At 32.8% G+C, this 12,494-nt stretch carries 11 protein-coding genes and 1 pseudogene; 5 read left to right on the plus strand and 7 right to left on the minus strand.

Annotated features, from left to right (window positions below; translation table 11 throughout):
- The first annotated feature begins 36 nt into the window (after window positions 1-36).
- A pseudogene (locus QO182_RS03430) lies at window positions 37-391 on the plus strand (four helix bundle protein).
- Between the two features lie 24 nt (window positions 392-415).
- Window positions 416-2,206 (plus strand): acyl-CoA dehydrogenase family protein, encoded by a 1,791-nt coding sequence (locus tag QO182_RS03435; RefSeq protein ID WP_371542993.1) that lies wholly within the window; start codon window positions 416-418, stop codon window positions 2,204-2,206.
- Window positions 2,207-2,510: 304 nt separating this feature from the next.
- Here the strand turns inward: QO182_RS03435 and QO182_RS03440 are convergent, their stop codons facing one another.
- On the minus strand, window positions 2,511-3,368 hold the full coding sequence (locus QO182_RS03440) for a universal stress protein (protein WP_371542995.1): 858 nt from the start codon (window positions 3,366-3,368) through the stop codon (window positions 2,511-2,513).
- Window positions 3,361-5,001 (minus strand): BCCT family transporter, encoded by a 1,641-nt coding sequence (locus tag QO182_RS03445; protein ID WP_371542996.1) that lies wholly within the window; start codon window positions 4,999-5,001, stop codon window positions 3,361-3,363. Before QO182_RS03445 ends, QO182_RS03440 begins: the two co-directional genes overlap by 8 nt.
- Window positions 5,002-5,772: 771 nt before the next feature.
- Here QO182_RS03445 and QO182_RS03450 point away from each other — a divergent pair.
- A complete protein-coding gene (locus QO182_RS03450) occupies window positions 5,773-6,300 on the plus strand; it encodes a superoxide dismutase family protein (RefSeq protein WP_371559928.1) in 528 nt (175 codons plus the stop codon).
- 109 nt (window positions 6,301-6,409) lie between these two features.
- Window positions 6,410-7,609 (plus strand): LETM1-related biofilm-associated protein, encoded by a 1,200-nt coding sequence (locus QO182_RS03455; protein WP_371543002.1) that lies wholly within the window; start codon window positions 6,410-6,412, stop codon window positions 7,607-7,609.
- A gap of 32 nt (window positions 7,610-7,641) precedes the next feature.
- On the opposite strand, the gene can is transcribed toward QO182_RS03455, so the two are convergent.
- From can to QO182_RS03475, 4 genes are all read right to left on the minus strand, one after another.
- Window positions 7,642-8,277, minus strand: coding sequence for a carbonate dehydratase (can, locus tag QO182_RS03460; RefSeq protein WP_371543005.1), 636 nt, complete (start codon window positions 8,275-8,277; stop codon window positions 7,642-7,644).
- A gap of 101 nt (window positions 8,278-8,378) precedes the next feature.
- Window positions 8,379-10,034, minus strand: a complete 1,656-nt coding sequence (locus QO182_RS03465) for a SulP family inorganic anion transporter (RefSeq protein WP_371559929.1) — start codon at window positions 10,032-10,034, stop codon at window positions 8,379-8,381.
- An 82-nt stretch (window positions 10,035-10,116) separates the two neighbouring features.
- Window positions 10,117-10,401, minus strand: a complete 285-nt coding sequence (locus tag QO182_RS03470) for a hypothetical protein (RefSeq protein WP_371543009.1) — start codon at window positions 10,399-10,401, stop codon at window positions 10,117-10,119.
- Window positions 10,402-10,540: 139 nt separating this feature from the next.
- Window positions 10,541-11,014 carry a Dps family protein gene (locus tag QO182_RS03475; protein WP_371559930.1) on the minus strand — a complete coding sequence of 158 codons (474 nt, stop codon included), beginning with the start codon at window positions 11,012-11,014 and terminating at the stop codon, window positions 10,541-10,543.
- A gap of 95 nt (window positions 11,015-11,109) precedes the next feature.
- On the opposite strand from QO182_RS03475, the gene QO182_RS03480 reads away from it, so the two are divergent.
- Window positions 11,110-12,051, plus strand: coding sequence for a LysR substrate-binding domain-containing protein (locus tag QO182_RS03480; protein ID WP_371543013.1), 942 nt, complete (start codon window positions 11,110-11,112; stop codon window positions 12,049-12,051).
- 43 nt (window positions 12,052-12,094) lie between these two features.
- Here the strand turns inward: QO182_RS03480 and QO182_RS03485 are convergent, their stop codons facing one another.
- Window positions 12,095-12,289 carry a hypothetical protein gene (locus tag QO182_RS03485; RefSeq protein ID WP_371559931.1) on the minus strand — a complete coding sequence of 65 codons (195 nt, stop codon included), beginning with the start codon at window positions 12,287-12,289 and terminating at the stop codon, window positions 12,095-12,097.
- Between the last annotated feature and the right edge of the window lie 205 nt (window positions 12,290-12,494).

Consider the following 12,494-nt stretch of genomic DNA (forward strand, 5'->3'; position numbering starts at 1 on the left):
TTTATTTTAAATGATGAATTCAAAATTTTAAACGAGATGAAAGAAAATATAATCGCTACAAAAACATTTGATTTTGCACTGAGTATAGTAAATCTTTCCATCTCTTTAAAAAAGGAAAACGAATTCATAATTTCTAAACAAATATTAAGGTCTGCAACAAGTATTGGGGCAAATGTCGAAGAAGCTATTGGCAGCCCAATCTAGAAAAGATTTTGTTCACAAAATGGCAATTGCCTCTAAAGAAGCGAGAGAAACCAAATATTGGTTGCGTTTATTGGATAAATCTAATCTAACAACAATTTCGATGACAAATTATTTAATTGAAATTGAGCATATAATAAACATAATAACAAAAATTATTAAAACTTCTCAGGAAGCGAATACAAAATAATTCAAAATTTAAAATAACAAAGTCATGAGCGACGTAACTAGAGGAGGACAATTCCTTGTAAAAGAAACAAAGTGCGAAGATATCTTCACTCCTGAGGATTTTTCGGAAGAACAATTAATGATGCGTGACTCTGTAAAAGAGTTCGTAGACAAAGAATTATGGGCACATAAAGATCGTTTTGAGAAAAAAGATTATGCCTATACAGAAGAGTGCATGAAAAAAGCTGGAGACTTAGGTCTTTTAGGAGTTGCTGTTCCTGAAGCTTATGGTGGATTAGGAATGGGATTTGTATCAACGATGTTAGTTTGTGATTACATTTCTGGTGCAACAGGATCTTTCTCAACTGCGTTTGGAGCACATACAGGGATTGGTACTATGCCAATTACTTTATACGGTACTGAAGAGCAAAAACAAAAATATGTTCCTAAATTAGCTTCTGGTGAGTGGTTTGGTGCATACTGTTTGACTGAACCGGGTGCAGGATCTGATGCCAATTCAGGAAAAACTAAAGCTGTTTTATCTGAAGATGGTAAGTCATACTCTATCACTGGTCAAAAAATGTGGATTTCGAATGCAGGTTTCTGTAGCTTATTTATTGTTTTTGCACGTATTGGTGACGATAAAAACATCACTGGATTCATTGTAGAAAATACTTCTGATAACGGTATCTCAATGGGTGAAGAAGAACATAAATTAGGAATTCGTGCTTCTTCTACACGTCAAGTTTTCTTTAACGAAACTTCGGTTCCGGTTGAAAACATGTTGTCTGAAAGAGGAAATGGTTTCAAAATTGCGATGAACGCTTTGAATGTTGGTCGTATCAAACTAGCTGCAGCTTGTTTAGACGCTCAAAGAAGAGTAATCTCTGCTTCTGTTAACTATGCAAACGAAAGAATACAATTCAATACACCTATCGCACAGTTTGGAGCTATTCGTTCTAAATTAGCTGATATGGCAACTAGCTGTTATGCTGGTGAAAGTGCCTCTTACAGAGCCGCAAAAAACATCGAAGACAGAATTATTGCACGCGAAGCTGAAGGGTCTACACATCAAGAAGCTGAGTTAAAAGGTGTTGAAGAGTATGCTATTGAGTGTTCTATCTTAAAAGTTGCCGTTTCTGAAGACGTTCAAGCTTGCTCTGATGAAGGAATTCAAATTTTTGGTGGAATGGGATTCTCAGAAGATACTCCGATGGAAAGTGCATGGAGAGATGCTCGCATCGCACGTATCTATGAAGGTACTAACGAAATCAACAGAATGTTATCTGTTGGAATGTTGATTAAAAAAGCAATGAAAGGCCATGTAGATTTATTAGGTCCTGCTACGAAAGTTGGTGAGGAATTAATGGGTATTCCTTCTTTTGAAACTCCAGATTACTCACAGTTATTTGCAGAAGAAAAAGAAATGGTAGCTAAATTGAAAAAAGCTTTCTTAATGGTTGCTGGAAGTGCGGTTCAAAAATTCGGAACTGAATTAGACTCTCACCAACAAATTTTAATGGCTGCGTCAGATATGTTAATCGAAATTTACATGGCTGAAAGTACTATTCTTAGAACTGAGAAATTAGCTAAAAAAGAAGGTGAAGATAAAGTACAAGAGCAAATTGCAATGGCAAAATTATACTTGTACCAAGCAGTAGATATCGTTACTCAAAAAGGAAAAGAAAGTGTTATTTCTTTTGTTGAAGGAGATGAACAACGTATGATGCTTATGGGATTAAGACGTTTTACTAAATATACAAATATGCCAAATATTGTAGCTTTAAGAGAAACGATTACTTCTAAATTAGTTGCAGAAAACGCGTATTGCTTTTAAGCAAAAAGATAGTTTTTAGTTGATTTTATTTGTTTAAAAAAAGCGCAGTCATTTCGATGATTGCGCTTTTATATTTTTTATAATCTCTAGTTCTTCTTTTGCAGAAATGGCTCAAGTTCAATTATCTTAAATCCCCCTCCTACACCCTGTAAATCAAATCCTGTGATAATTTTCATTATTACAATAATTAATGATTTTATAGAGTGAATCAATTTGCTTTTAAAAAAGAAAAACCGACTAAAATTAACCTCATACAATAATCAATTTCAATATTTCCGTAGAAGTATAGCCAGGGTTTAATTACCTATTTTACTATCCATAATGGCACTTCCAGGTCCTGATTAAAAAGTTCCTCCGTAACACTTCCTACAAGTAAAGAAGAGAAGGTATTTCTACCTTTGTCTCCTACAATAATAAGATCAACCTTAGCAGCTGCGGCTTTAGATCTTAATTTTTCGGCAACCCCGCTATCTCTTCCAGGAATAATTTGTGTCGTTAATTCTCCTTTGTAGCCAATCTTTTTTATGAATTTCTCATACTTTTCTTTTAGGTGATTTTCAATCTTCGTATCAAGGTGTTCCTTTGGAATGTAAGGAGAAAATTGTAACGGCACATTGTAGACGTGCACCGCTTTTACTTTAGCCTTTGTACAGCTCTGTATATTTTCAGCCACTTCAAAAACCTTATTTGATGCACTTGAAAAATCAGTTCCAGCCCAAATATTGCTAATAACCGCTTTTGCACCTTTAGGAATAGACAGGATATTACATTTAAGTAAACGCAATAATTTACCGCTAACGACTCCAGTACCTTTTATCTTATTTTTATTTCCAATTAAAGCCAACTGAACTTCATATTTGTTGACAATGTAATTGATCAAGGATTCTGAATAAGGGTCTTCAGAAATAAGCACTTCCCATTCTACTGAGGATTTGAATTTCTGTTCTACCTTTTCATTTAATTCATCCCCTATTATTTCGTCAAGGTTAATATCCTTTAACTGTTCTTCAAATAATTCCGAGATCTCATATTTTTTGATATTATGTACAAAATACACTTTTTTAACCTTAAGCGTATCTGCAATAAATGATGCATATTCAATTAGTGTATTATCAATATCCGAAAGGTCTAAGGCGACCAAGATGTTTTTAATTTCAGTCATTATTGGGATTATTTAATTTTGTTTTGCTAATAATACTTTGTTTTTTGACGATGTCAGAAACTATTTCCTCATAGTTTTCGAGTTCTTTTTGGGAATCGCGCTTTTGCAGTTTTTTAAGATCTTCACTTAAACCTTTATAAAGTGAAAAACACATAATTATTAAAATCACGGCAAAAGGCAATCCAGTTACTATTGTTGCTGTTTGAAGTGCCTGTAATCCACCACCTATTAATAGAACAGCGGCAACACCACCTTCAGCAAGAGCCCAAAATATTCTTTGGCCTACTGGCGCATCAATTTTACCTCCCGAGGTTAAATTATCTACCACTAAAGATCCAGAATCTGAAGAGGTAATAAAGAATCCTGCAATTAAAATTATAGCAATAATGTTAAGATAAAATGCAAAAGGATAATCTTCTAAAAACACAAACAGTGCAGTGGCAACGTTATCATTCACGGCATTTGCAATAGTATCATCACCTAGAAGTGTCATATGTATCGCTGTGCTTCCAAAAGCTGTTATCCAGAAAAAAGTTACAAGAGAAGGCACTAATAAGACTCCTAAGATAAACTCACGTACGGTACGCCCTTTGGAAATACGAGCAATAAACATACCTACGAAAGGAGACCAAGCAATCCACCATCCCCAGTAAAAAACGGTCCAGGCATTTTGCCAATTGGACCCCGTATAACTTTCTGTCCAAGTTGAAAGTTCCAAAATACCAGATAAATAATTTCCTGTATTTTGTACGAATGATTTAAAAATAAAGATTGTTGGTCCTAATACCACAACTATTAAAAGAAATAGCAATGCTATTCTCATATTCCATTCACTCAAGATTCGAACCCCTTTATCTACTCCTAAAACAACTGAAACAGTAGCAATTGCTGTTATTCCTGCAATTAGAAGAATTTGAGTTTGTACGCCGCTATCTATTCCCCAAAGGTGATGTAATCCTGCTGCAATTTGCTGCACTCCCATTCCTAAAGAAGTAGCAAGACCAAATAAAGTAGCAATCACAGCAAAGATGTCAATTGCATCTCCAATTTTCCCGTAGATTCTATCTCCTAAATAAGGATAAAAAATAGATCTGATGGTAAGTGGAAGTCCACGTGAATACGTAAAATACGCTAGTGATAATCCAACCAAAGCATAAACTGCCCAAGCATGAAATCCCCAGTGCAAAAACGTAAATCTCATAGCTTCCTTGGCTGCTTCAGCACTTCCGCCTTCTGCCATTGGTGGACTCAGAAAATGATAAACTGGTTCTGAAATACTCCAAAACAACAATCCAATTCCCATTCCCGCACTAAAAAGCATCGCGAACCACGAAAGAGTTTTAAACTCGGGTTTTGCGTTTTGTCCTCCAATTCTTAAGTGGCCAAATTTACTGAAGGCCATATAAACCATAAATATCAGAAAAATATTAACACTTAGGATAAAAAACCAACCTGCTTTGTTAGCGACAAAATTCTGAATTGCAGTAAAAACGTGTTCTGCCCCGTCTTTATACATCAGCGTTAATGCTATTATGATGATGATGATAATCGCCGATGTAAAAAACACAGGCCCATTAACATCCAATCCAAAAATGGATTTCCTCTCATCACTTCTTATAATCTTCTTAGCCATAACTCATTTTGTTATTTAATGTAATTTAATTTCTATGAGGACATCTAATCCCTCCATTTATTTATAAAACCTAATAATAGTAGGCAACCAATATTAATCTAAAAGCCGAAATCAATGCCTCCGGCGATAATCAAAAAAACGTATATACACTTCCCGAAGAGACTAAATCCCCCGTTCACGTACCTATAAAAAGCAGTAGACCTGAAGGCTTCTTTCTGACTAAAAGCATAATTACAGCATGTACTATGACTAAATGCCATAGCATGTATATAGAAAAAACTTAAATGAGTAAATGATTAAAGATCTTTAATCAATGTCAACCTGTTTAATTAAAAACAGTCTTAAAAAAGCAAAATATTGGACTGCAAATTTAGTCAAAAAAGAAGCTTAACCTGCCATAAATACGTAATAGCAGTTTTTTCAGAGAATATGACATTAATAAAAACCTTATTTTATCTAATTTACATTTTATTTACCAAAAAAAGGCATTAAAAAAGGTAAAAAATTTTAAATAGAAGTAATTATCTTAACCATTATCAAAAAAAGAAGTATTATATATTCACCTACAGATACCAGATCGTCCTAAAGCAGTAACTAATTCTCTATTGTCTTTATAATTAAAAAAGTATCCTCTTCTATAGTTTCAATACTTTATAAAATGGATTCCCTTTTATTTTTTAAGGTAATTATAGTACATATTTATTCTCAAATTAATTTAATGATGCTGATTTTATATGTAATTTTATCTAAAATTTTCAAAACATAAACAACATGAAAAAAATTATACTTTCGACAGCGATTATCATTGCAGTCCTTATTGGTTGTAAGACAAACAATAACTCTCGTGACTCTAAAAAATTAGTAATTGCTTTTGAAGCCAAAAGCAATAGTAACGTTTCTGGAACAGCCACTTTTATAGAAAAAAATGGTAAAGTTACTTTCGTGGCAAAATTAGCAGGATTAACTCCTGGACTTCATGCCATTCATATCCATGAAAAATCTGATTGTTCAGCTGCAGATGGAAGCTCAGCTGGAGGACACTGGAATCCAACTTTCAAAAAACACGGAAAATGGGGTACTGGCGAATACCATAAAGGAGACATAGGAAATTTCATAGCAGATACTAACGGAAACGGAACGATAACTCTAACTACAGATGAGTGGAATATTGGCTCTGGGGATCCTACAAAAGATATTTTGGGCAAAGGACTGATTGTACATGAAGGAACTGATGATTTTGTTTCACAACCATCCGGTAATGCGGGGGCAAGAGTCGCTTGTTCAGCAATAATTAAATAAATTGTAATAATATACTTTCAGCTGTTTTAAAATAGCTGAAAGTATATTATATTTTTATTTAACTCAAAAACCTTAAAATAACATAGCTTTGTACTATTAAAAATAAACAATGATTAACCCTTCAGCATCCGGTTGGATAGATAAGTATTTTTCAAAACAAAAAAAACAGGAACAAATAGTTTACGATAGTCCCGCTTTGTTTTACGCCAATATTAGAAAAACAGGGTTCATATACGGTCACATTGTTTCTTTTGAAACGACAGCCCCTATAATAACGACAGGCTGGGTTCAAAATGAAATTCCTAAGGTCGCTCTGTTAAATACACTTTATGCAATTTACAGTTTAACAACACACGATAGCAATCCTGATAATTTCCTGTCTAAAGCCTTAGACTTTTATAATGAAATGACTCCGAAAGGGTATAATCTGTTAAAAAAAATATTACCTGACAGCCCAACTTCTCTAAATTTAGAAAAAATAATTGACGATCGAGTTCAAACTAACTTTGACATCATTAGTAAAAACTTTTCTCATATTGTCACGAATGCTTTACTGTTTATAGATGTGCTGGCTTTTCGCCAATATTTAATTCATGGAGCAATTCCAGAGAAGTATTTAAAAAAGATAGAAGAAGCGGTTGTTAGCATTGTTTCTCTTTCTTTGAAAACCAAGTCGAATAAATCCAAGTACGACGATTTGTTGATTAAGTTATTTGAAGCTTCTGTTCGCTATAGTAAATTCTCAAAAGTAAGTGTACAAAATCTCGAAGAACTTAATCTGAAATATTTTGAGTCAGAATTAGAAAAGTATTATCTAATTGATATGGCCGGAATGGCATTGTGGAGCGATGGTAAAATTGAAAATGAAGAGGCTTACTTTTTACACAAATTAGCAGAACTAATTACAGTACCTGACGCGTTTGTAACAGAAAGTATTAAAAGTACTGATGAATTTATCTTAAAACATAAAAATGAAATTCCATATTTCAATTATTCTAATCCTGTAAAACACTTCTACGATCAAACGACTCAAATTGTAATCACATTAATTACAAGAAATAAAAACCGATTGATCAAAGAAATTGTTCAAAGCAGAGATTTAATGATACTTTTAGGAATATCAACGAGGAGAGATTTAGATGAAAGAGAAAAGAAAAAAGTAAAAAAACAACTATTAGAAATTTGTAAAACGATTCCTTCACTCACTATATTTCTTCTTCCTGGTGGTAGCTTGCTACTACCGATCCTGATTAAATTTATCCCAAAACTATTACCATCTGCCTTCAATGAAAATTTAGACGTAGATTAAAAAAAAAATCGCCATATGGCGATTTTTTTTTTTTAGAACTGCAATTGAAAAACTTGATCCAACTCACTATTAGAACTAATATTGACATTCAGATCCGTTACAAAACCAGAATTTAAACCATATACCCAACCGTGAATACTTAGGTCCTGACCACTTTTCCATGCAGCTTGCACGATTGAAGTTTTAGATAGGTCAAAAACTTGTTCTTTTATATTAATTTCAACAAAAGCATTAAAACGTTCTGTTTCATCTTCTATAGAATCTAAATATTTATTATGCAATCGGTATACATCTTTAATATGACGAATCCAATTATCTATAATCCCAATCGACTGATTCCCCATTGCTGCTTTTATACCACCGCAACCATAATGTCCGCAAACAATCACGTGCTTAACTTTTAATACATTAACCGCATAATCAAGTACACTTAACATGTTCATGTCAGAGTGCACTACCATGTTAGCAATGTTTCTGTGTACAAAAACTTCACCAGGCTTAGCTCCAATTATTTCATTTGCCGGCACACGGCTGTCTGAACAACCAATCCACAATAATGGAGGGGTTTGCCCTTTAGCTAAATCTTCAAAATATTTTGGGTCTACGGCTAATGCCTTCTCCACCCACTCTTTATTATTCTCTAATATTTTTTTATAAAAATCACTCATTTTCTTATGTTTTATATGATCAAGTCTATGTATTCCTAAAAAGCATTGTAAAGAAAATTCTTTTTTGCGTCTGAATTACATAGAAATGTTGTTTTTTTTAATTAATCGTCAAAATTTTCTTTTACAACTTCTTTTTTAACCATTTCTCTTTTGGCGACATCATAATAATGTTCAAAAGAAACATGATTTGCAATCTCAGGTGAATTATCTAAATAATATGCTTTTTTAAACCCTTTAAGTTTTACTTTGATATTTTCATTAACTGCTCGGGTTTCTTTAAATTCCCTTATTAGATCCAAGATATCATGGGCAATATAAACCGTATCATGCGCATTTATTACCACTTTAGAATTCTCGGGAATGTCATTAAGGGTGCTTTTTATCGCTGCTTTATTCAAAAAAGAAACTTCTTGGGCTAAATCGATATGAATGATATCACCATCGACATATTCTTCCTTTTTAAAACTGTAGGCTCTTTTAAGGTTTCCTTTAAGAACAAAAATGATACTAATTATGATTCCCAATGCGACACCTTTTAACAAATCCAGGAACACAACGGCCAATAAAGTGGCGATAAAAGGGACAAACTGGTATTTTCCCTTTTCCCAAAAATGTTTAAACGTTGCCGGTTTAGCCAATTTATATCCTACAACAAGTAAAATCGCAGCCAGGGTGGCCAATGGAATTTTATTCAGAATAAACGGAACTACCAAAACACTGATCAATAATAAAAAACCGTGAATCATTGACGACATCTTAGATTTAGCACCTGAACTAGCATTTGCTGAGGACCGCACAATCACAGAGGTCAATGGTAAGCCTCCCAGTAATGAACTTATAACATTTCCAATTCCCTGCGCTTTCAACTCAATATTAGTGTTTGTATAACGCTTTTGAACATCCATCCTATCTGCAGCTTCTATACTTAAAAGTGTTTCAATAGAGGCAACAATAGCGATGGTCATACCTACAACCCATACCTGAGGATTCAGGATACCGGCAAAATTAGGGGTGATAATTATTGATTGAAACTCTTCAAAAGATGTTGGCACTGGTAAAGAAACCAAATGTTCTTTTGCAATAGCTATCGAACTTCCAGAAGCGATAAAAACTTCATTCAAAACAACACCCAATACAACAGCTACAAGGGCTCCAGGAACTAATTTTAATTTTTTAAGAAAAGGAAGCTTATCCCACGAAATCAATATTGCCAATGATATACTTGTAATTACTATTGATCCCAGTTGGATATGATCAAAAATTCCTAATAATGAAGAAAAAGTATTTGTCCCATCAGCCTGCAAAAAGGAGAGATCACCTTCAAAATTACTATCATAACCAAATGCATGAGGCAATTGTTTCATAACGATGATAATTCCAATACCCGCAAGCATTCCTTCAATAACATTTGTTGGGAAATAATTTGAAATACTACCCGCTTTAACAAACCCTAATATCACTTGCAATAAACCGGCAATAAAAACGGCAGTTAAAAAGATGTCAAAAGCACCCAAATCACTAATTGCGGTTAAAACGATCGCCGTTAAACCCGCCGCAGGACCAGCAACACTTATATGTGAAGTACTCAAATACCCCACTACAATTCCGCCAATAACACCCGAAATAATTCCTGAAAATAAAGGTGCACCAGAAGCCATTGCAATTCCTAAACACAATGGTAGCGCCACCAAAAAAACCACTAAACCAGAAGCAAAATCTGATTTAAGGTTAGCAAAAAGATTGATTTTCTTTGTCATAATACAATAATAATTTATACGTAAAGAGTTGCTACATTTATAAATGTAAGCAATTATTTAATTTAAAAAAAATATAGGTGTATTATGCCACGTCAGGTGGAGGAGAAAATATAGTGGCCGAAATCTTATCGTGTTTAGAGAGATTTTCAGAAAGAATAAGACTTGATTTATTGTGTTTTCCCAATAAGAATCCAAGTTCTAAATCACTGTAGTAAGCAAAAACTTTAATTTCTTTTTGAGCATGTTCTTCTTCAGAAACACTGAAAAATATAGAGGTGTCGCATGACTTCTCTATCATCGTCACTATTGCAGGCGTTGATAAAAAAGCTATAAATAAGAATAAAAAAAGGCGAGCTATAAATTTCATTACTACAAAAGTAAGATTAAACTTTTCAATTTGGAACTAAGAAAAAAAAATTTGTAAAATTTTAACATTCTAAAAAAACCAAAATAATGTTGAACTACTATTTTGGTTTTTATTTTTTAAATACTGAAATACGACTCTATTACTCCTCTAACCAAGCCTGCATCATCCATATTGTTTTCTCTTGTTCAGCAATAAAATCACTCATCATGGCACTAGAACCTTCGTCATTAACAGCTGCCGATTTATTTAAAATTATTCTTTCTATAATCAACAGATGAGACAATGAACTCACAATCAAATGAATTGCTTTTTCATCATTCGAAATATTTTTACCAACTACAATTGTATTGTGTTTAATATAATCATCAAAAGTATGAAGTGGAGTACCTCCCAACGTTAAAATACGTTCTGCTATCATATCAATCTTTAGTTGTGAATCATTGTACAGTTCTTCAAATTTTACATGTAAATCAAAAAAACGTTTTCCTCGAATGTTCCAATGAATTCCTCTTAAGTTCTGATAATAAACTTGGTAATTTGAAAGTAACGAATTTAGTTCACTTACTATTACTTCTGTTTCTTTTACGGGTAGACCTAAAATATTTGTTTTCATGTTTTTATTTTTAACAAAGTAACCAAGAAAAGTACGAAATACGTTATAAATTAAATTGATTGTTTTTATATTTGCATTGTAAAATCCTATCAAAAATGACAATTACTCAATTGAAATATGTTTTAGCTGTTGCTGAACATAAAAATTTCACCTTAGCAGCCGAAAAATGTTTTGTTACTCAACCTACATTAAGTATGCAAATTCAAAAAATTGAAGAGGAATTAAGCATCTTAATATTTGACCGATCTAAAAAACCGATTCAACTAACTGATATTGGGCAAAAGATTGTCAATCAAGCCAAAAATATTGTCAACGAAGCGGACCGAATCCAAGACATTGTCGAACAACAAAAAGGATTTGTGGGAGGCGAATTTAGATTAGGAATCATTCCTACAATTATGCCTACTCTACTTCCTATGTTTTTAAATAATTTTATAAAAAAATATCCAAAAGTTAAACTTATAATAGAAGAGTTAAATACAGAAGAGATTATCACAAAGCTTAACAATGGACATCTGGATGCTGCAATTGCAGCTACTCCTCTATTGGAAGAAAAGATTAAGGAAATAGTTTTATATTTTGAACCTTTCGTGGCCTACATTCCTGAAAGTCATCAGCAATTTAACAAAGCAGAAATTACAGTATCTGATTTAAATCTCGATGAAATCCTTTTACTTCAAGACGGTCACTGTTTCAGAGATGGTATATTGAATCTATGCAAAAATAATCCGAAAAATGAATTTAGCCATTTTCAAATAGAAAGTGGAAGTTTTGAAACTTTAATAAAACTAGCCGATGAAGGATTAGGTACTACTCTACTACCTTATCTGCATACTTTAGATTTGAAAGAAGCAGACAAATTAAAACTACGTCATTTTGTAGAACCTAAACCGGCTCGAGAAGTAAGCTTAATTTTTCCTAAAAGCGAATTAAAAATGCATATAATAGATGCGTTACGAACCACTATTGCCGGAGTAATAAAAGGAGCTATTGTTTTTCAAAATGTGCAGATCGTGAGTCCGCTCAAAAACAAATAAAAAAGAAGGAACATTGTCCAATGTTCCTTCTTTTTTTTACTCTTTATTCAATAATAGAAAGACACTCTTTTAATTCAGGTTTTTCATACGTAAAGAATAAAAGCCATTTCCTTAAGTGGTCAATTTCGTAGGGTAATAAATTTCTAATTGCCTTTTTAAGCTCTTTTATAAATAGCTCGGGGTCAAAGCTCACTCGTGCAAGTACCTCTTTTGTGTAATCATAAATCATTCTAGACATAACAATAAGATTTTAAAATTATCCTAATAAAACGTTTTGTAAATATATTGGTTAATAGTAATAATGTTGAGTAAAAAATAGATAAAATACAATAAAAATCGTTTAAAAGTACTTTACAAAGCATTATCAATCAAAAATCTTACATAAATAACCTCTAAGACAACCGTCATTGTAATACCTTATTTACGTTCTATAATAAAAAAAA

Source organism: Flavobacterium sp. Arc2 (assembly GCF_041431385.1).
Lineage (GTDB): Bacteria > Bacteroidota > Bacteroidia > Flavobacteriales > Flavobacteriaceae > Flavobacterium.

Excerpts from the sequence above, each read along its gene's own strand:
- QO182_RS03435 (WP_371542993.1), top strand. The coding sequence starts at position 416 with ATGAGCGACGTAACTAGAGGAGGACAATTCCTTGTAAAAGAAACAAAG.
- QO182_RS03445 (WP_371542996.1), bottom strand. The coding sequence starts at position 5,001 with ATGGCTAAGAAGATTATAAGAAGTGATGAGAGGAAATCCATTTTTGGA.
- QO182_RS03440 (WP_371542995.1), bottom strand. The coding sequence starts at position 3,368 with ATGACTGAAATTAAAAACATCTTGGTCGCCTTAGACCTTTCGGATATT.
- QO182_RS03465 (WP_371559929.1), bottom strand. The coding sequence starts at position 10,034 with ATGACAAAGAAAATCAATCTTTTTGCTAACCTTAAATCAGATTTTGCT.
- can (WP_371543005.1), bottom strand. The coding sequence starts at position 8,277 with ATGAGTGATTTTTATAAAAAAATATTAGAGAATAATAAAGAGTGGGTG.
- QO182_RS03475 (WP_371559930.1), bottom strand. The coding sequence starts at position 11,014 with ATGAAAACAAATATTTTAGGTCTACCCGTAAAAGAAACAGAAGTAATA.
- QO182_RS03450 (WP_371559928.1), top strand. The coding sequence starts at position 5,773 with ATGAAAAAAATTATACTTTCGACAGCGATTATCATTGCAGTCCTTATT.
- QO182_RS03485 (WP_371559931.1), bottom strand. The coding sequence starts at position 12,289 with ATGTCTAGAATGATTTATGATTACACAAAAGAGGTACTTGCACGAGTG.
- QO182_RS03455 (WP_371543002.1), top strand. The coding sequence starts at position 6,410 with ATGATTAACCCTTCAGCATCCGGTTGGATAGATAAGTATTTTTCAAAA.
- QO182_RS03480 (WP_371543013.1), top strand. The coding sequence starts at position 11,110 with ATGACAATTACTCAATTGAAATATGTTTTAGCTGTTGCTGAACATAAA.
- QO182_RS03470 (WP_371543009.1), bottom strand. The coding sequence starts at position 10,401 with ATGAAATTTATAGCTCGCCTTTTTTTATTCTTATTTATAGCTTTTTTA.